Here is a 20,609-nt window from a genome sequence, read left to right as displayed (position 1 = left end):
ATCAGCCTTGTTTTTTAACGATAGCTTCGACGATGTTCGACGGAGCTTCGGAGTATTTGGAAAATTCCATGGAGTAGCTCGCGCGACCCTGAGACATGGAACGGACGTCGGTCGCATAACCGAACATCTCACCCAGCGGAACTTCGGCGCGAATCACTTTGCCGGAGACCGTGTCTTCCATACCCTGAATCAGACCACGACGACGGTTCAGGTCACCCATCACGTCACCCATGTAATCCTCAGGTGTTACAACTTCCACCCTCATGATCGGCTCAAGCACCACACCACCACCTTTGGTAGCCAGTTGCTTGGTCGCCATGGAGGCAGCCACCTTGAACGCCATCTCGTTGGAGTCGACGTCGTGGTAAGAACCATCGAACACAGTAGCCTTCAGGCCGATCAGCGGATAGCCGGCAACAACGCCGTTCTTCATCTGCTCTTCGATACCCTTCTGGATAGCAGGGATGTATTCCTTAGGAACCACACCACCCACTACTTCGTTCACGAATTGCAGACCTTCCTGACCTTCGTCAGCAGGAGCAAAACGAATCCAGCAGTGGCCAAACTGACCACGGCCGCCGGACTGACGAACGAACTTGCCTTCGATCTCACAAGCCTTCGTGATTTTCTCACGATAGGAAACCTGTGGTTTACCGATGTTGGCTTCAACGTTGAACTCACGGCGCATCCGGTCAACCAGGATGTCCAGGTGCAACTCGCCCATGCCAGAGATGATCGTTTGACCAGTCTCTTCATCAGTTTTGACGCGGAAAGACGGGTCTTCCTGAGCAAGTTTGCCCAGTGCGATGCCCATTTTTTCCTGGTCATCCTTGGTCTTAGGCTCTACCGCAACCGAAATTACCGGCTCCGGGAAGTCCATACGAACCAGGATGATTGGCTTGTCGATATCGCACAAGGTATCACCAGTGGTGACGTCCTTCATGCCGATCAGGGCTGCGATGTCGCCAGCGCAAACTGCCTTGATCTCTTCGCGGGTGTTTGCGTGCATTTGCACCATACGACCCACGCGCTCTTTCTTGCCTTTAACCGAGTTGAGTACGGCAGTGCCGGAGTTCAACACGCCCGAGTAAACGCGGGCAAAGGTCAAGGTACCGACGAATGGGTCGGTCGCGATCTTGAACGCCAGCGCCGAGAACGGTTCGCTGTCGTCTGCATGACGCAGCATTTCGACAGTCTCGTCATCCGGGTCGGAACCCTTGATGGCAGGAATGTCTACAGGCGCAGGCAGGTACTTGATCACAGCGTCGAGAACCAGGGGAACACCCTTGTTCTTGAACGAAGAACCGCAAACAGCCAGAACGATCTCACCAGCGATAGTACGCTGACGCAGAGCGCCTTCGATTTCCTCGATAGTGAGTTCTTCACCCTCGAGGTATTTGTTCATCAGCTCATCACTGGCTTCGGCAGCAGCCTCAACCATGTTCTGGCGCCACTCTACAGCCAGCTCTTGCAGCTCAGCAGGAATCGCTTCGCGACGAGGAGCCATGCCTTTGTCAGCGTCGTCCCAGTAAACCGCTTCCATGGTCATCAGATCGATCTGACCCTGGAAGTTGTCTTCGGCACCGATTGCCAACTGGATAGGCACCGGAGTGTGACCCAGGCGCTTTTTGATCTGTTCGATCACACGCAGGAAGTTCGCACCGGCACGGTCCATCTTGTTGACATAAACAAGACGTGGAACGCCGTATTTGTTGGCCTGACGCCATACGGTTTCCGACTGCGGCTCAACACCCGACGTACCGCAGAACACAACGACCGCGCCGTCGAGTACGCGCAGGGAGCGCTCTACTTCGATGGTGAAGTCTACGTGACCCGGGGTATCGATGATGTTGAAGCGATGGTTTTCGAACTGCTTGGTGGAGCCAGCCCAGAATGCAGTAGTAGCAGCGGAGGTAATGGTAATACCCCGCTCCTGCTCCTGCACCATCCAGTCCATGGTCGCGGCGCCATCATGCACCTCGCCCATTTTGTGGTTTACGCCGGTGTAAAACAGTACGCGCTCAGTGGTGGTGGTTTTACCCGCATCCACGTGAGCAACGATACCGATATTACGATAGCGCTTGATATCAGTTGTACGAGCCATAAAGCCCTCGCAAAATTAATGACGCTAAAATTAGAAGCGGTAGTGCGAGAAAGCCTTGTTGGCTTCAGCCATACGGTGCACGTCTTCACGCTTCTTAACTGCAGCACCTTTGCCTTCGGCAGCGTCCAACAGTTCGCCAGCCAAGCGCAGAGCCATAGACTTCTCGCCACGCTTACGTGCGAAGTCTACCAACCAGCGCATTGCCAGGGCGTTACGACGGGACGGACGAACTTCGACCGGAACCTGGTAAGTAGCACCGCCTACACGGCGCGACTTCACTTCGACCAGCGGAGCGATGGCGTCGAGAGCTTTCTCGAAGATTTCCAGGGGGTCGCTGTTCTTACGCTCTTTAACCTTCTCCAGCGCGCCATAAACGATACGCTCGGCAACGGCTTTCTTGCCGCTTTCCATCACGTGGTTCATGAACTTGGCCAGGATCTGGCTACCGTATTTTGGATCGTCAAGCACATCGCGCTTGGCTGCTACGCGTCTTCTTGGCATGGATAAGCCCTCAAACGGTCTTCAGGTTAGCTCGGGACCACTGACTCTTTCGAGACACGCCCGACCTTACTCTTATCGACTCAGAAAAATAGAAATCAATGTTTTGCTACAAAAAGCCACTACTACTTAGGCTTCTTGGTACCGTACTTCGAACGACCTTGGTTACGACCTTTAACGCCGGAAGTATCCAGGGAGCCGCGAACGGTGTGGTAACGAACACCTGGCAAGTCTTTTACACGACCGCCACGGATCAGTACGACGCTGTGCTCTTGCAGGTTGTGACCTTCACCACCGATGTACGAGGAAACCTCGAAACCGTTGGTCAGGCGCACACGGCATACTTTACGCAGTGCCGAGTTAGGTTTTTTCGGCGTAGTTGTATACACACGGGTGCATACGCCACGACGTTGCGGGCAGTTCTGCAGCGCAGGCACGTCGGATTTCTCGACGATACGCTTACGCGGCTGACGTACCAGCTGGTTGATAGTTGCCATCTACTAGCTCCACTGTTGTCTTTCGACATAAACAATATGGCAGGACACAAGTCCCGCCAAATTTAGGGGTACAAGAGTCTAAAGAGGATCTTGCCCCCAGTCAAGGCAAAGCCCCGACCTCCCCGACCGTAAGGACAGCTGATTTTCACCAGATGTCTTCTTTGGTCGAGGTAGCCGGGGCTCTACTCTCAATTGCCGCTTGAGTTCAGCGCTTCGGTCAGTGCAGCTTCCACTTCACTCGCGCTAACACGCATCGGCTTGTCTGCTTCACGGCGACGCTTGCGCTCGCTGTGGTAAGCCAGACCGGTACCGGCCGGGATCAAACGACCCACGACCACGTTCTCTTTCAGGCCACGCAGGTAATCGCGCTTGCCGGTCACAGCCGCTTCGGTCAGCACGCGGGTGGTCTCTTGGAAAGAGGCCGCGGAGATGAACGACTCGGTGGACAGCGATGCCTTGGTAATACCCAGCAACACACGAGTGAACTTGGAGACAAACTTCTCATCAGCAGCCAGGCGCTCGTTCTCTACCAGAACGTGCGTCAATTCCATTTGGTCGCCTTTGATGAAGGTCGAATCGCCAGACTCGGCAATTTCAACTTTACGCAGCATCTGACGAAGAATCGTCTCGATGTGCTTATCGTTGATCTTCACGCCCTGCAGACGGTAAACGTCCTGGATCTCGTTGACGATGTACTTGGCCAGCGCACTTACACCTAGCAGACGCAGGATGTCGTGTGGATCGCTCGGACCGTCGGAGATAACTTCGCCGCGGTTCACTTGTTCGCCTTCGAAGACGTTCAGGTGACGCCACTTTGGAATCAGCTCTTCGTACGGATCGCTACCGTCGTTCGGGGTAATGACCAGACGGCGCTTGCCCTTGGTCTCTTTACCGAACGCGATGGTGCCGCTGACTTCAGCCAAAATCGAGGCTTCTTTCGGACGACGAGCTTCGAACAAGTCGGCAACACGCGGCAAACCACCGGTGATGTCACGAGTCTTCGAAGTTTCTTGCGGGATACGAGCGATAACATCACCGATCGCGATCTGCGCACCATCCGCAACACCGACCAGGGCGTTGGCTGGCAGGAAGTACTGTGCTGGTACGTCGGTACCTGGCAGCAGCAGATCCTTGCCATCCAGACCCACCATCTTGACTGCAGGACGAATGTCCTTGCCGGCAGCTGGACGGTCTTTGGCGTCAAGTACTTCAATGTTGGTCATACCGGTCAATTCGTCAGTTTGACGCTTGATCGTGATGCCTTCTTCCATGCCCACGTAGGTCACGGTACCTTTCATTTCGGTAACGATTGGGTGAGTGTGCGGATCCCACTTGGCCACGATTGCGCCAGCGTCGACCTTGTCACCTTCCTTCACCGAAATCACAGCACCGTACGGCAGCTTGTAACGCTCGCGCTCACGACCGTAGTCATCAGCGATCGCCAGCTCACCGGAACGGGACACAGCAACCAGGCAACCATCCACTCGCTCAACGTGCTTCAGGTTGTGCAGACGGACAGTACCGCCATTCTTCACCTGAACACTGTCAGCCGCGGAGGTCCGGCTTGCCGCACCACCGATGTGGAACGTACGCATCGTCAGCTGGGTACCCGGCTCACCGATGGACTGAGCAGCGATAACGCCGACAGCTTCACCGATGTTCACCTGGTGACCACGCGCCAGATCACGGCCGTAGCACTTGGCGCAAATGCCATAGCGAGTTTCGCAGCTGATCGGCGAGCGAACGATCACTTCGTCGATGCTGTTCAGCTCGATGAACTCAACCCACTTCTCGTCAACCAGGGTGCCCGCAGGAACGATAATGTCATCGGTACCCGGCTTGAACACGTCACGGGCGATAACTCGACCCAGTACGCGCTCACCCAACGGCTCAACAACGTCACCGCCTTCGATGTGCGGAGTCATCAGCAGACCGTGTTCGGTGCCGCAGTCGACTTCAGTCACCACCAGATCCTGAGCAACGTCTACCAGACGACGAGTCAGGTAACCGGAGTTCGCGGTTTTCAACGCGGTATCCGCCAGACCCTTACGAGCACCGTGAGTCGAGATGAAGTACTGAAGTACGCTCAAACCTTCACGGAAGTTCGCGGTGATCGGCGTCTCGATGATCGAGCCGTCCGGCTTGGCCATCAGACCACGCATACCGGCGAGCTGACGAATCTGTGCAGCGGAACCCCGCGCACCGGAGTCAGCCATCATGTACATCGAGTTGAAGGACTCTTGGTCGACTTCGACGCCGTGACGGTCGATGACCTTCTCTTTCGAGAGGTTCGACATCATCGCCTTGGAAACTTCGTCGTTCGCCTTGGACCAAAGGTCGATCACTTTATTGTACTTCTCGCCCTGGGTTACCAGGCCTGAGGCGTACTGACTTTCGATCTCTTTAACCTCTTCGGTCGCCGATTCGATGATGCGAGCTTTCTCATCCGGGATAACGAAGTCGTTAACGCCGATGGAAACACCCGAAATAGTCGAGTAAGCAAAACCGGTGTACATCAACTGGTCGGCGAAAATAACGGTCTCTTTCAAACCAACCACGCGGTAGCACTGGTTGATCAGCTTGGAGATCGCCTTTTTCTTCATCGGCTGGTTGACTACGTCGTACGACAGGCCGGCCGGAACCACCTGGAACAGCAACGCACGGCCAACAGTGGTGTCGACGATACGGGTGTTCTTGACGCTGCCACCATCACGATCGTTGACCGTTTCGTGGATGCGGACTTTGACTTTTGCATGCAGTGCGGCTTCGCCGGCACGGAACACACGGTCAACTTCCTGCAGATCCGCGAACACGCGACCTTCGCCCTTGGCGTTGATCGCTTCACGAGTCATGTAGTACAGACCCAATACAACGTCCTGCGACGGAACGATGATTGGCTCACCGTTGGCTGGCGACAGAATGTTGTTGGTCGACATCATCAGCGCACGCGCTTCGAGCTGGGCTTCCAGCGTCAGCGGTACGTGAACGGCCATTTGGTCGCCGTCGAAGTCGGCGTTGTACGCGGCGCAGACCAGCGGGTGAAGCTGGATCGCTTTACCTTCGATCAGAACCGGTTCAAACGCCTGGATACCCAGACGGTGAAGGGTCGGTGCACGGTTGAGAAGCACTGGGTGTTCGCGAATCACTTCAGCGAGAACGTCCCAAACCTCTGGCAGCTCGCGCTCAACCATTTTCTTCGCGGCTTTGATGGTGGTGGCCAGGCCACGCATTTCCAACTTGCCGAAAATGAACGGTTTGAACAGCTCGAGAGCCATTTTCTTCGGCAGACCGCACTGGTGCAGACGCAGGGTCGGACCTACGGTAATTACCGAACGACCGGAGTAGTCAACACGCTTACCGAGCAAGTTCTGACGGAAACGACCTTGCTTACCCTTGATCATGTCAGCCAAGGATTTCAAAGGACGCTTGTTGGAACCGGTGATAGCGCGGCCACGACGACCGTTGTCGAGCAAGGCGTCGACGGCTTCCTGCAACATACGCTTTTCGTTGCGCACGATGATGTCCGGAGCGGACAGATCAAGCAGGCGCTTCAAGCGGTTGTTACGGTTGATCACTCGACGATACAGATCGTTGAGGTCGGAAGTCGCGAAACGACCGCCATCCAGCGGGACCAGTGGACGCAGATCTGGCGGCAGAACCGGCAGAACGGTCAGCACCATCCACTCAGGAAGGTTGCCGGAACCCTGGAAGGCTTCCATCAACTTCAAGCGCTTGGACAGCTTCTTGATTTTGGTTTCCGAGTTGGTTTGCGGAATTTCTTCACGCAGACGACCAATCTCGTGCTCCAGATCGATAGCGTGCAGGAGTTCACGGACAGCCTCGGCACCCATGCGGGCGTCGAAATCATCACCAAACTCTTCCAGCGCTTCGAAATACTGCTCGTCGTTCAGCAGCTGACCCTTTTCAAGGGTGGTCATGCCTGGATCGATAACGACATAGCTCTCGAAATAGAGAACGCGTTCGATATCACGCAGGGTCATGTCCATCAGCAAGCCGATACGGGACGGCAGCGATTTCAGGAACCAGATGTGGGCAACCGGAGAGGCCAGCTCGATGTGAGCCATGCGCTCGCGACGAACTTTTGCCAGGGCGACTTCAACGCCGCACTTCTCACAGATCACACCACGGTGCTTCAGGCGCTTGTACTTACCGCACAGGCACTCGTAATCCTTGACCGGGCCAAAGATCTTGGCGCAGAACAAGCCGTCACGCTCAGGTTTGAACGTACGGTAGTTGATGGTTTCCGGCTTTTTAACTTCACCGAACGACCACGAACGGATCATCTCAGGCGATGCCAATCCGATACGGATGGCGTCGAACTCTTCGACTTGACCCTGGTTTTTCAGCAAATTCAGTAGGTCTTTCAAGGCCTTTCCTCCTGGCGGAGCTGAGAGCGGGCAAATCCTGCCCCGCTCTCATTCGCGTCACGTGTTATTCGGTTTCCAGATCGATGTCGATGCCAAGGGAACGAATTTCCTTGATCAACACGTTGAAAGACTCGGGCATGCCCGGCTCCATACGGTGATCGCCGTCCACGATGTTTTTGTACATCTTGGTCCGGCCGTTCACATCGTCCGACTTCACTGTGAGCATTTCTTGCAGAGTGTATGCAGCACCGTATGCTTCCAGTGCCCAAACCTCCATCTCCCCGAAACGCTGACCACCGAACTGAGCCTTACCACCCAGCGGCTGCTGGGTAACCAGGCTGTACGAACCGGTAGAACGAGCGTGCATCTTGTCGTCTACCAAGTGGTTCAGCTTCAGCATGTACATGTAGCCAACGGTAACCGGGCGCTCAAACTTGTTGCCGGTACGACCATCAAACAGCTGCATCTGGCCGCTTTCTGGCATATCCGCCAGTTTCAGCATGGCCTTGATTTCGCTTTCCTTGGCACCGTCAAATACCGGAGTAGCCATTGGAACGCCGTTACGCAGGTTCTTCGCGAGATCCAGGATTTCCTTGTCGGACAGATCGTCCAGGCTTTCCTGGCGGCCGCCGATTTCGTTATAGATCTCGTTGAGGAACTTACGCAGTTCGATGACTTTGCGCTGCTCTTCAAGCATGCGGTTGATCTTCTCGCCCAAACCTTTGGCCGCTAGGCCCAGGTGAGTTTCGAGAATCTGACCAACGTTCATACGCGAAGGTACGCCCAACGGGTTGAGGACGATGTCGACCGGGGTGCCATTGGCATCGTGCGGCATGTCTTCAACTGGCATGATCACGGAGACCACACCCTTGTTACCGTGACGACCGGCCATCTTGTCGCCCGGCTGGATGCGGCGACGGATTGCCAGGTAAACCTTGACGATTTTCAGAACGCCAGGTGCGAGGTCATCGCCCTGCTGCAGCTTGCGCTTCTTGTCTTCGAACTTGTCGTCCAGCAGACGGCGGCGATCAACGATATAAGCCTGAGCTTTCTCGAGCTGCTCGTTCAGAGCGTCTTCGACCATGCGCAGTTTGAACCACTGACCATGCTCAAGACCGTCGAGAATTTCGTCGGTGATTTCCTGACCTTTCTTCAAGCCCGCGCCGCCTTCAGCCACACGGCCTACCAGAGCGGAACGCAGACGTTCGAAGGTCGCGCCTTCAACGATACGGAACTCTTCGTTCAGATCTTTACGGATCTCGTCGAGCTGGGTTTTCTCGATGGACAGTGCACGAGCATCACGCTCAACGCCGTCACGAGTGAACACCTGAACGTCGATGACAGTACCCTTGGTACCAGTAGGTACGCGCAGGGAAGTGTCTTTAACGTCGCTCGCCTTTTCACCGAAGATCGCACGCAACAGTTTTTCTTCTGGTGTCAGCTGGGTCTCGCCTTTCGGAGTGACCTTACCGACCAGAATGTCGCCTGCGCCTACTTCAGCACCGACATAAACGATACCGGCTTCGTCCAGCTTGTTCAGTGCAGCTTCACCCACGTTCGGGATGTCTGCAGTGATTTCCTCTGGCCCAAGCTTGGTGTCACGCGCCACACAGGTCAGTTCCTGAATGTGGATCGTGGTGAAGCGGTCTTCCTGAACCACACGCTCGGACAGGCAGATGGAGTCTTCGAAGTTGAAGCCGTTCCACGCCATGAACGCGATGCGCATGTTCTGACCCAGAGCCAGCTCACCCATATCGGTGGACGGACCGTCAGCCATGATGTCGCTTCGCTCAACCCGATCACCTTTGCTCACCAGCGGACGCTGGTTGATGCAGGTGTTCTGGTTCGAACGGGTGTATTTGGTCAGGTTGTAGATGTCGACACCGGCTTCACCGGTCTCTACTTCATCATCGGCAACACGAACCACGATACGGCTGGCATCGACGGAGTCGATTACACCACCGCGACGCGCAACAACGCACACGCCGGAGTCACGAGCAACGTTGCGCTCCATGCCGGTACCTACCAGCGGCTTGTCAGCACGCAGGGTTGGTACAGCCTGACGCTGCATGTTCGAACCCATCAACGCACGGTTGGCGTCGTCGTGCTCGAGGAACGGGATCAGCGACGCTGCAACAGAAACAACCTGCTTCGGCGAAACGTCCATCAAGGTGACGTCTTCCGGCGCCTTGACGGTGAACTCGTTCAAGTGACGAACGGCTACCAGCTCATCGATCAGGACTTTCTTGTCGTTCATCGTGGCCGAAGCCTGAGCGATCACGTGATCAGCTTCTTCGATGGCGGACAGGAACACGATCTCGTCAGTTACCAATGCATCTTTAACCACGCGGTACGGGCTTTCGAGGAAGCCGTACTGGTTGGTGCGAGCATAAGCAGCCAGGGAGTTGATCAGACCGATGTTCGGACCTTCCGGCGTTTCGATCGGGCAAACACGACCGTAGTGCGTCGGGTGTACGTCACGAACTTCAAAGCCAGCACGCTCACGAGTCAAACCGCCAGGGCCGAGTGCAGAGACACGACGCTTGTGGGTGATCTCGGACAACGGGTTGTTCTGGTCCATGAACTGCGACAGCTGGCTGGAACCAAAGAACTCTTTGACCGCAGCAGCAACCGGCTTGGCGTTGATCAGGTCCTGAGGCATCAGGCCTTCGCTTTCCGCCATCGACAGACGCTCTTTGACCGCACGCTCAACACGTACCAGGCCAACGCGGAACTGGTTTTCTGCCATTTCGCCAACACAGCGAACACGACGGTTACCCAGGTGGTCGATGTCGTCGACGATGCCTTTACCGTTACGGATATCAACCAGCGTCTTGAGGACGGCAACGATATCTTCTTTGCACAACACGCCCGAACCTTCGATCTCGGTACGACCGATACGACGGTTGAACTTCATCCGGCCGACCGCAGACAGGTCATAGCGCTCAGGGCTGAAGAACAGGTTGTTGAACAGCGTTTCGGCTGCGTCTTTGGTTGGCGGCTCGCCAGGACGCATCATGCGATAGATCTCGACCAGCGCTTCCAATTGGTTGCTGGTGGAGTCGATCTTCAGAGTGTCTGAAACGAACGGACCGCAATCGATGTCGTTGGTGTACAACGTTTCGAGACGGACAACCTGAGCCTTGGCGATTTTTGCCAGAATCTCGGTGTTCAGTTCAGTGTTGCACTCAGCAATGATTTCGCCGGTAGCCGGGTGCACGATGACCTTGGCTGTAGTGCGACCCAGGACGTAGTCCAGAGGCACTTGCAGCTCTTTGATGCCGGCTTTTTCCATCTGGCTTACATGGCGCGCGGTGATCCGACGGCCCTGTTCGACGATGACTTTGCCCTTGTCGTCCAGGATGTCCAGAACAGCAATTTCGCCACGCAGACGCTGAGGGATCAGCTCCAGATTCAGGTTTTCACCCTGCACATGGAAGACGTTGGTGGTGTAGAACGCATCGAGCACTTGTTCAGTCGTGTAGCCGAGTGCGCGCAACAATACGGACGCAGGCAGCTTGCGACGACGGTCGATACGGACGAACACGCAGTCTTTCGGATCGAACTCGAAGTCCAACCACGAACCACGGTATGGAATGATACGCGCGGAGTAGAGCAGCTTACCGGAGCTGTGCGTCTTGCCGCGGTCGTGGTCGAAGAACACGCCCGGGGAACGGTGCAACTGGGAAACGATTACGCGCTCGGTACCGTTGATTACGAAGGTACCGTTTTCAGTCATCAGGGGGATTTCACCCATGTAGACTTCTTGCTCTTTGATGTCCTTGATCGCTTTGTTCGACGATTCTTTGTCGAAAATGATCAGACGGACCTTGACCCGCAAAGGCACAGCGTAAGTCACACCGCGCAGCACGCACTCTTTGACATCAAATGCCGGTTCGCCCAAGCGATAACCCACATACTCCAGCGCAGCATTGCCGGAGTAGCTGATGATCGGGAAAACGGATTTGAAGGCTGCATGCAGACCGACGTCGCGGAACTGATCTTTGGTCGCTCCCGCTTGCAAGAATTCGCGATACGAATCCAGCTGGATGGCCAGGAGATACGGCACATCCATCACGTCCGGCAACTTGCTAAAGTCCTTGCGGATACGTTTTTTCTCAGTATATGAGTAAGCCATCAGCGTTCCCCAGCTTGGTCACCTGCTTGTTTGGCTCCTCCCGACGGGAGCAGCCAGAAAATCGTGCAAACCCCTTGGTTTGCACCACCACATCGGGTGGTTCCTGCACGTTATAGAAGCCGACCCGGTCAGCCTTCAATAACGGAAAAAGGCCGGTGGCAAGAGCCACCAGCCATCAGCCTTTCGCTTTACGCTCGGGCTGGAGACACAAAGTCGATGCTTACTTCAGCTCGACTTTAGCGCCTGCTTCTTCCAGTGCAGCTTTGGCTTTGTCAGCAGCGTCTTTCGAAACTGCTTCCAGAACCATCGAAGGCGCGCTGTCAGCTACAGCTTTGGCTTCTTTCAAGCCCAGGCCGGTCAGCTCACGTACTGCCTTGATCACGTTAACTTTCTTCTCGCCAGTTTCAAGCAACATGACGTTGAATTCAGTTTGCTCTTCAACAACAGCAGCGGCAGCAGCTGGGCCAGCCGAAGCAGCGGCAGCAGTAACGCCGAATTTTTCTTCGAAAGCTTTGATCAGCTCAACAACTTCCATTACGGACATGTTGCCAACTGCTTCAAGGATATCGTTTTGAGAGATAGACATGACTCTAATTCCTGAATTGGGGGACGGCCTACGCGACCATCGAAATAAACAAAAAACGCGAGAGGATGACGAGCCTTAGGCTGCGACAGCTTCTTTTTGGTCGCGGACTGCAGCCAGTGTACGAGCCAACTTGCTGGTAGCGCCTTGAATCACGCTCATCAGCTGGGAGATAGCTTCGTCACGGGTCGGCAGAGTTGCCAGCACGTCGATTTGGTTAGCTGCGAGGAACTTGCCCTCGAACGCAGCTGCCTTGATCTCGAACTTGTCCTGACCTTTTGCGAACTCTTTGAACAAACGGGCAGCAGCGCCTGGATGTTGGGTGGAGAACGCGATTAAGGTCGGGCCAGTGAACACGTCGTTGAGGACACTGTATTCAGTGCCAGCAACAGCGCGCTTGAGCAGGGTGTTACGTACAACACGTACGTATACGCCAGCTTCACGAGCCTCTTTACGGAGTCCGGTCATAGCGCCTACTGTCACACCACGGGCATCAGCCACGACAGCGGACAGGGCAGCTTTGGCAGCCTCGTTGACTTCAGCGACGATGGCCTTCTTGTCTTCGAGATTAATTGCCACGGGTTAACTCCTGCTTGTTACCGTTTCATCTGGCCGAAGCCGGATGTCGTTTTGGTGTCTGATTCGGTAAGGAACCGGGAGCACCATCTGCGTAGGCTTAAGGTTTAAGGCTTGCGCCGCCTACGGTCTTGGATAGCCCCCGCCAGGCAGGGACCCCAATTTTTCATGAGTGCAGTTACCTGCACCCAGTTTGTCTTACGCGTCCAACGAACCTTGGTCGATGATCAGACCTGGGCCCATAGTGGTGCTCAAGGTGACGCGCTTGACGTAAATGCCTTTCGAAGAAGCTGGCTTGATACGCTTCAAATCAGCGATCAGGGCTTCAACGTTTTCCTTCAGCTTGACAGCGTCGAAACCGACCTTGCCAACGGAAGTGTGGATGATGCCGTTTTTGTCGGTGCGATAACGAACCTGACCAGCCTTCGCGTTTTTGACCGCGGTAGCGACGTCCGGAGTTACGGTGCCGACTTTAGGGTTAGGCATCAGGCCACGTGGACCGAGGATCTGACCCAACTGACCAACAACACGCATCGCGTCCGGGGAGGCGATAACGACGTCATAGTTCAGGTCGCCGCCTTTCATTTCGGCAGCCAGGTCGTCCATACCAACGCGATCAGCGCCGGCAGCCAGAGCAGCTTCAGCAGCTGGGCCCTGGGTGAAAACTGCAACGCGAACAGTCTTGCCAGTGCCGTGTGGCAGCACAGTAGCGCTACGAACAACCTGGTCAGATTTACGCGGGTCAACACCGAGGTTTACAGCAATGTCTACGGACTCGCTGAATTTAACGGTGGACAATTCGGTCAGCAGCGCAGCAGCATCAACGAAGCTGTAGGACTTGCCTGCTTCGATTTTGCCGGCGATTGCCTTTTGACGCTTGGTCAGCTTAGCCATTACACACCCTCCACGTTAAGGCCCATGCTACGAGCAGAACCGGCGATGGTACGCACGGCTGCATCCATATCAGCTGCAGTCAGATCCGCATTTTTTGCTTTAGCGATATCTTCCAGCTGAGCACGGGTAACGGTGCCAACCTTAACGGTGTTTGGACGAGCGGAACCGCTAGTCAAACCAGCAGCCTTCTTCAGCAGAACCGAAGCAGGGGTGCTTTTAGTTTCGAAGGTGAAGCTACGGTCGCTGTAGACAGTGATGATCACTGGAGTCGGCAGGCCTGGCTCAATACCCTGAGTACGGGCGTTGAAAGCCTTGCAGAATTCCATGATGTTCACGCCGTGCTGACCCAGTGCAGGACCAACAGGTGGGCTAGGGTTAGCCTGAGCGGCCTTCACTTGCAGCTTGATGTAAGCGGTAATTTTCTTGGCCATGAGGCACTCCAATTACGGGTTCAGACGCCTATAAAGGCTCCCCGGTTACTTGCGCGTTTATCCCGGTGACGACAAAACCCCACAGCCTAGGGCTGCGGGGTTTGGGATTCTCGTTCAGCTATGCCTTTTCGACCTGGCTAAACTCTAGCTCTACCGGAGTAGAGCGACCGAAAATGAGCACTGCCACTTGGATTCGGCTCTTTTCGTAGTTAACTTCTTCAACCGTGCCGTTAAAATCAGCGAACGGACCGTCGGTGACACGAACAACTTCACCCGGCTCGAACAGCGTTTTTGGCTTCGGCTTGTCGCTACCATCAGCGACGCGACGCAGAATCGCTTCTGCTTCTTTATCAGTGATCGGCGCAGGCTTATCAGCGGTACCGCCGATGAAACCCATCACCCGAGGAGTATCCTTGACCAAGTGCCAAGTACCCTCGTTCATATCCATCTGGACCAGCACGTAACCAGGGAAGAATTTACGCTCACTCTTGCGCTTCTGGCCGTTGCGCATCTCAACCACTTCTTCAGTGGGGACCAGAATTTCGCCGAAGCCATCTTCCATGCCAGCCAGCTTCACACGCTCGACCAACGAGCGCATGACATGCTTCTCGTAACCCGAGTAAGCATGCACTACGTACCAACGCTTAGCCACGGGACACCCTTAGCCAACAATCGAAGAAACAAGCCAACCGAGCAGGGAATCTAGCCCCCACAACAGCAGCGCCATAACCAGAACAACAGCCACAACAATCAGCGTGGTCTGCGTAGTCTCTTGGCGAGTAGGCCAAACAACTTTACGAATCTCGGTACGGGCTTCCTTTGCCAACACGAAGAAAGCCTTACCTTTGCCCGTCTGCAGACCTACGAACGCAGCAGCAGCAGCAATGACAAGCAATACAAGCACGCGGTACAGGATCGGTTCCGCTGAGTAGTACTGATTGCCGACAACACCTACAACCACCAGAACGACTACTGCTAGCCACTTCAGGAGATCAAAGCGAGAGTCTTGGGCTTCAGCCTTGGGAGTCATCTACGAGGATCCTGTGAAAAGAAAGCCAGATTACACCGAGTGAATCTGGCAGGTCAGGAGGGAATCGAACCCCCAACCTACGGTTTTGGAGACCGTCGCTCTGCCAATTGAGCTACTGACCTAAAAGCAAAATTAGGCCGACCATTATGCCGGCCCAACGAGAGTTTTTCAACTACGCTTAAAACAAAGGCAGATATTTTCATATCTGCCTTAGTAATGGAGCTCTTGAGCAGATTCGAACTGCTGACCTCACCCTTACCAAGGGTGTGCTCTACCAACTGAGCTACAAGAGCGAAACACATTGCACGAACAACAAATCTGGAGCGGGTAGCGGGAATCGAACCCGCATCATCAGCTTGGAAGGCTGAGGTTCTACCACTAAACTATACCCGCTGAGCTTGTTGCTAATGCTCAAATTTGGTGGAGGGGGAAGGATTCGAACCTTCGAAGTCGTAGACGTCAGATTTACAGTCTGATCCCTTTGGCCGCTCGGGAACCCCTCCTAAGCGAGGCAGCATTCTCAACTCATGCTACCCTTCTGTCAACCTTTTTCTCATTAAAAACCTGAGGTTACATCAGTTGACACTTGCAGCTTCGCAGATTTGATTTACATCACACTGCGAAGCGGGCGCCATTCTATGCAAACTAATCCGCAGTTGCAATGCCTTCACAGGACATTATTTTGTTTTTTAATTGTGAGAAATCCTGAACAAGCCCACGAACCAACCCTTCATCCACCAGACGCCGACTAACCGGGGCGATCTTCACCCAATAACTGGCGGCAGAACCGTTTTCAAGCGACAGAAACTGAGCCTGTATGTCCAGACTGGTCAAGCGCTGCTCCACCAGGCGCGCATCCTCCTGACGAACAAATCCTCCAAGATACAAACACTTCCCCTCGCCCTCACGGGGCACAGAAGGTCCTTCATGCCCCTCAGACTCGCTCAGAAGGCGGATATCCTGCTGCGCGCCCTTGTACTGCGACAGCGACACGACCTCCTTGGCCCGCCAGCGGCGCTTCCTGCTGATGCCATAGGTAATAGAAAGAATTGAGCATTACCAGTAAAAGGAATAGCCAACGCATAGGAGCCTCAAGACAGCGGACAAGCCAAGGCCAGGCCGACGAAAACCAGGTCAGGCATCACTCGCGCACCCGGCAGGGTTTCACTGACCAGCGCAGCGTCACCCCCCGTCACGAAAATAGAAAAATCGTCACCCCAATGCTCTTGCGCCACCTCCAGCTGACTCTGCACAAAGCCTCTGACCATTAACGAGCAACCTCTTTCAACCGCCTCAGCCGTGGAGCGACCGGGAGAGAGATTTTTCAGCGCTTCCTGCGCTGCCGCCTCGTGATAACGGATACGTCGCGTGTGCGTGCGCAGCAGATTGCGCATAAGCGGCATGCCTGGACAAATGAAACCACCGATATGCTCACCATCGCGAGAAACGAAGTCAGAGGTAATAGCCGTGCCCAGATCAATCACCAGGCATGCCTTACGCGCCAGGTGATAAGCACCGACGAACGCCAGCCAGCGATCCAGGCCCAGGCGCTGATAGTCATCATAGCCATTGACGACCCCGGCAAGACTCCGCTCAGAGCCGGCACACTGCACCTTCATCGAGAACGCCTGGGTCAGGCTGGAGATCAGCAACTCAGTCTCGTCGCTACTGCGCACACTTACCAGCCGGCAATGAACCAGGGTCAAGCCCACTACTTGCTGGAGCGCCAGGACCAGGGCAGCATCGGAGTCGACCACACCACCGGCGACTACCTCAATGCCCTCAGCGCGGATGACGCGCCACTTGATGAAGCTGTTTCCACAATCGAGTTCAAGAATCATCACGCAGCCTCAGACTGAGCTCACCACCACTGAACACCTGCACGTCATTACCTACCTTCAACCTCAGAGCCCCCTGAGCATCAACGCCCAGAATCACTCCTTCTACTTTATTGGTGCCGGCCAGCAATGTAGCTGCTCGGCCCTGCCATAGATGATTGTGTTCCCACTCAACCTGCAGGGCACTGAACCCTCCCGCCAGATGAATACTGAAGTAATGCGCCAACTGCCGACTCAGGCGCACGACCAGATCATTACGATCGACAAGCTGCCGAGTCTCAAGCCGAACCGAGGTCCACGGCTGATCGACCTCCGGCGCTGCCTGCATATTGACGTTTATGCCAATACCAACCACCACATGACAGACGTCGGCAGGATCTCCAACCAGCTCCAGGAGCACCCCCGCAATCTTGCGCTGACCGACCAGAATGTCGTTTGGCCACTTCAGACCCGCACCCGCAACGCCGACCTCACGCAATGTATGCATCACGGCCAGCCCGACAACCAGACTCAAGCCCTCAAGCTGACGCATACCGCCATCAACCCTCAGTACCAGGCTGTAATAGATATTTTCAGCGAACGGGCTTATCCACTTGCGACCGCGACGACCTCTTCCCGCGAGTTGCCGCTCAGCCAATACCAGCACTGGCAACGACGTCCCACCTTCGATAGCACGCATCGCTTGCGCATTGGTCGAATCAATAGAGTCGAAAATGAACGTCGTCCATTTCGAATCAAGCCCTGCCCCTTCGATGGCGTCTTTATCCAACAGCGATAACGGACTGGCAAGACGGTACCCACGACCCCGAACCTTATGGATTTCGAGACCCAGCTCAGCCTCCAGCTGCTGGAGCTGTTTCCAGACGGCACTACGGCTGACGCCAAGGTCACGACCCAAGGTCTGCCCAGAATGGAAATTGCCATCCTTGAGAAGCTTTAACAACGTCAGCATGCGGGTATCGCCTAACAGTGAGGCACGCATAATAGCCATGCGAAGGGCCTATGCATAGAAACGAAGTGCTGGGTCGTAATGGCTATAACCCGTAGGCATTCCGATGATTTTTCGCGCACAAAAACAAAACCCCTGTTCGCGTTAGCAAACAGGGGTTTCGGAATTTAATCTTGACGATGACCTACTCTCACATGGGGAAACCCCACACTACCATCGGCGATGCATCGTTTCACTGCTGAGTTCGGGATGGGATCAGGTGGTTCCAATGCTCTATGGTCGTCAAGAAATTCGGGTACTGACGCGTCTTTCAACGTTTCAGCAAATCGGGTATGTGATAGCAATCTGTGTGCTGCAAATTTTCGTCGTTTGCGTCTTCACACCTGCATTTGCTTGTCTCTAAGCAAATTGCTTGGGTGTTATATGGTCAAGCCTCACGGGCAATTAGTATGGGTTAGCTCAATGCCTCACAGCACTTACACACCCCACCTATCAACGTCGTAGTCTTCGACGGCCCTTCAGGGGACTCAAGGTCCCAGTGAGATCTCATCTTGAGGCTAGTTTCCCGCTTAGATGCTTTCAGCGGTTATCTATTCCGAACATAGCTACCCGGCAATGCCACTGGCGTGACAACCGGAACACCAGAGGTTCGTCCACTCCGGTCCTCTCGTACTAGGAGCAGCCCCTCTCAAATCTCAAACGTCCACGGCAGATAGGGACCGAACTGTCTCACGACGTTCTAAACCCAGCTCGCGTACCACTTTAAATGGCGAACAGCCATACCCTTGGGACCGGCTTCAGCCCCAGGATGTGATGAGCCGACATCGAGGTGCCAAACACCGCCGTCGATATGAACTCTTGGGCGGTATCAGCCTGTTATCCCCGGAGTACCTTTTATCCGTTGAGCGATGGCCCTTCCATACAGAACCACCGGATCACTAAGACCTACTTTCGTACCTGCTCGACGTGTCTGTCTCGCAGTCAAGCGCGCTTTTGCCTTTATACTCTACGACCGATTTCCGACCGGTCTGAGCGCACCTTCGTACTCCTCCGTTACTCTTTAGGAGGAGACCGCCCCAGTCAAACTACCCACCATACACTGTCCTCGATCCGGATAACGGACCTGAGTTAGAACCTCAAAGTTGCCAGGGTGGTATTTCAAGGTTGGCTCCATGCAGACTGGCGTCCACACTTCAAAGCCTCCCACCTATCCTACACAAGCAAATTCAAAGTCCAGTGCAAAGCTATAGTAAAGGTTCACGGGGTCTTTCCGTCTAGCCGCGGATACACTGCATCTTCACAGCGATTTCAATTTCACTGAGTCTCGGGTGGAGACAGCGCCGCCATCGTTACGCCATTCGTGCAGGTCGGAACTTACCCGACAAGGAATTTCGCTACCTTAGGACCGTTATAGTTACGGCCGCCGTTTACCGGGGCTTCGATCAAGAGCTTCGCGTTAGCTAACCCCATCAATTAACCTTCCGGCACCGGGCAGGCGTCACACCCTATACGTCCACTTTCGTGTTTGCAGAGTGCTGTGTTTTTAATAAACAGTCGCAGCGGCCTGGTATCTTCGACCGGCATGGGCTTACGCAGTAAATGCTTCACCCTCACCGGCGCACCTTCTCCCGAAGTTACGGTGCCATTTTGCCTAGTTCCTTCACCCGAGTTCTCTCAAGCGCCTTGGTATTCTCTACCCAACCACCTGTGTCGGTTTGGGGTACGGTTCCTGGTTACCTGAAGCTTAGAAGCTTTTCTTGGAAGCATGGCATCAACCACTTCGTCGCCTAATGGCAACTCGTCATCAGCTCTCGGCCTTAGACTCCCGGATTTACCTAAGAGTCCAGCCTACCACCTTAAACTTGGACAACCAACGCCAAGCTGGCCTAGCCTTCTCCGTCCCTCCATCGCAATAACCAGAAGTACAGGAATATTAACCTGTTTTCCATCGACTACGCTTTTCAGCCTCGCCTTAGGGACCGACTAACCCTGCGTCGATTAACGTTGCGCAGGAAACCTTGGTCTTTCGGCGTGGGTGTTTTTCACACCCATTGTCGTTACTCATGTCAGCATTCGCACTTCTGATACCTCCAGCAAGCTTCTCAACTCACCTTCACAGGCTTACAGAACGCTCCTCTACCGCATCACCTAAGTGATACCCGTAGCTTCGGTGCATGGTTTGAGCCCCGTTACATCTTCCGCGCAGGCCGACTCGACTAGTGAGCTATTACGCTTTCTTTAAAGGGTGGCTGCTTCTAAGCCAACCTCCTAGCTGTCTAAGCCTTCCCACATCGTTTCCCACTTAACCATGACTTTGGGACCTTAGCTGACGGTCTGGGTTGTTTCCCTTTTCACGACGGACGTTAGCACCCGCCGTGTGTCTCCCATGCTCGGCACTTGTAGGTATTCGGAGTTTGCATCGGGTTGGTAAGTCGGGATGACCCCCTAGCCGAAACAGTGCTCTACCCCCTACAGTGATACATGAGGCGCTACCTAAATAGCTTTCGAGGAGAACCAGCTATCTCCGAGCTTGATTAGCCTTTCACTCCGATCCACAGGTCATCCGCTAACTTTTCAACGGTAGTCGGTTCGGTCCTCCAGTTAGTGTTACCCAACCTTCAACCTGCCCATGGATAGATCGCCCGGTTTCGGGTCTATTCCCAGCGACTAGACGCCCTATTAA

The 20,609-nt window shown here is 54.7% G+C and carries 13 protein-coding genes, 4 tRNA genes, 2 rRNA genes and 1 pseudogene (1 of these 20 cut by a window edge); all 20 read right to left on the bottom strand.

Annotation, left to right across the window (positions count from 1 at the left end; all coding sequences use genetic code 11):
- Position 1: 1 nt before the first annotated feature.
- Entirely contained in the window at positions 2-2,104 is a 2,103-nt protein-coding gene (gene fusA / locus ACF0H7_RS01775) for an elongation factor G (RefSeq protein WP_397451120.1), read from the bottom strand.
- A 30-nt stretch (positions 2,105-2,134) separates the two neighbouring features.
- Positions 2,135-2,605, bottom strand: a complete 471-nt coding sequence (rpsG, locus tag ACF0H7_RS01770; RefSeq protein WP_019824369.1) for a 30S ribosomal protein S7 — start codon at positions 2,603-2,605, stop codon at positions 2,135-2,137.
- Positions 2,606-2,727: 122 nt separating this feature from the next.
- Positions 2,728-3,099, bottom strand: coding sequence for a 30S ribosomal protein S12 (gene rpsL, locus ACF0H7_RS01765; protein WP_002555494.1), 372 nt, complete (start codon positions 3,097-3,099; stop codon positions 2,728-2,730).
- Positions 3,100-3,287: 188 nt separating this feature from the next.
- Positions 3,288-7,487: a DNA-directed RNA polymerase subunit beta' gene (rpoC, locus tag ACF0H7_RS01760; RefSeq protein ID WP_397451119.1), complete on the bottom strand. Its 4,200-nt coding sequence runs from the start codon at positions 7,485-7,487 to the stop codon at positions 3,288-3,290.
- Positions 7,488-7,551: 64 nt separating this feature from the next.
- On the bottom strand, positions 7,552-11,625 hold the full coding sequence (gene rpoB / locus ACF0H7_RS01755; protein ID WP_397451118.1) for a DNA-directed RNA polymerase subunit beta: 4,074 nt from the start codon (positions 11,623-11,625) through the stop codon (positions 7,552-7,554).
- 220 nt (positions 11,626-11,845) lie between these two features.
- Entirely contained in the window at positions 11,846-12,211 is a 366-nt protein-coding gene (rplL, locus tag ACF0H7_RS01750) for a 50S ribosomal protein L7/L12 (RefSeq protein ID WP_397451117.1), read from the bottom strand.
- 75 nt (positions 12,212-12,286) lie between these two features.
- Entirely contained in the window at positions 12,287-12,787 is a 501-nt protein-coding gene (gene rplJ, locus ACF0H7_RS01745; RefSeq protein WP_397451116.1) for a 50S ribosomal protein L10, read from the bottom strand.
- A 195-nt stretch (positions 12,788-12,982) separates the two neighbouring features.
- Positions 12,983-13,678, bottom strand: a complete 696-nt coding sequence (gene rplA, locus ACF0H7_RS01740; protein WP_397451115.1) for a 50S ribosomal protein L1 — start codon at positions 13,676-13,678, stop codon at positions 12,983-12,985.
- Positions 13,678-14,109, bottom strand: coding sequence for a 50S ribosomal protein L11 (rplK, locus tag ACF0H7_RS01735; RefSeq protein WP_065833634.1), 432 nt, complete (start codon positions 14,107-14,109; stop codon positions 13,678-13,680). Before rplK ends, rplA begins: the two co-directional genes overlap by 1 nt.
- A gap of 118 nt (positions 14,110-14,227) precedes the next feature.
- The gene (gene nusG / locus ACF0H7_RS01730) at positions 14,228-14,761 is read right to left on the bottom strand and encodes a transcription termination/antitermination protein NusG (protein ID WP_003317113.1); all 534 of its coding nucleotides are present in this window, start codon (positions 14,759-14,761) and stop codon (positions 14,228-14,230) included.
- 9 nt (positions 14,762-14,770) lie between these two features.
- Positions 14,771-15,139, bottom strand: a complete 369-nt coding sequence (gene secE / locus ACF0H7_RS01725) for a preprotein translocase subunit SecE (RefSeq protein ID WP_397451114.1) — start codon at positions 15,137-15,139, stop codon at positions 14,771-14,773.
- 46 nt (positions 15,140-15,185) lie between these two features.
- A tRNA-Trp gene (locus ACF0H7_RS01720) sits at positions 15,186-15,261 on the bottom strand.
- 95 nt (positions 15,262-15,356) lie between these two features.
- Positions 15,357-15,432 (bottom strand) — tRNA-Thr (locus ACF0H7_RS01715).
- A gap of 26 nt (positions 15,433-15,458) precedes the next feature.
- Positions 15,459-15,532: transfer RNA gene (locus ACF0H7_RS01710), tRNA-Gly, on the bottom strand.
- A gap of 25 nt (positions 15,533-15,557) precedes the next feature.
- Positions 15,558-15,642 (bottom strand) — tRNA-Tyr (locus ACF0H7_RS01705).
- Positions 15,643-15,784: 142 nt separating this feature from the next.
- Positions 15,785-16,223, bottom strand: a pseudogene (locus tag ACF0H7_RS01700) (hypothetical protein).
- Between the two features lie 7 nt (positions 16,224-16,230).
- A complete protein-coding gene (locus ACF0H7_RS01695; protein ID WP_397451113.1) occupies positions 16,231-16,980 on the bottom strand; it encodes a pantothenate kinase in 750 nt (249 codons plus the stop codon).
- Positions 16,970-17,929 (bottom strand): bifunctional biotin--[acetyl-CoA-carboxylase] ligase/biotin operon repressor BirA, encoded by a 960-nt coding sequence (gene birA / locus ACF0H7_RS01690; protein ID WP_397453803.1) that lies wholly within the window; start codon positions 17,927-17,929, stop codon positions 16,970-16,972. Before birA ends, ACF0H7_RS01695 begins: the two co-directional genes overlap by 11 nt.
- Positions 17,930-18,097: 168 nt before the next feature.
- Positions 18,098-18,213: ribosomal RNA gene (rrf, locus tag ACF0H7_RS01685) — 5S ribosomal RNA — on the bottom strand.
- Between the two features lie 136 nt (positions 18,214-18,349).
- Positions 18,350-20,609: ribosomal RNA gene (locus ACF0H7_RS01680) — 23S ribosomal RNA — on the bottom strand (it continues 631 nt past the right edge of the window).

The organism is Pseudomonas sp. NA-150, assembly GCF_044336365.1.
Taxonomy (GTDB): Bacteria; Pseudomonadota; Gammaproteobacteria; order Pseudomonadales; family Pseudomonadaceae; genus Aquipseudomonas.
This window is presented reverse-complemented; position numbering and strand designations above follow the sequence as displayed.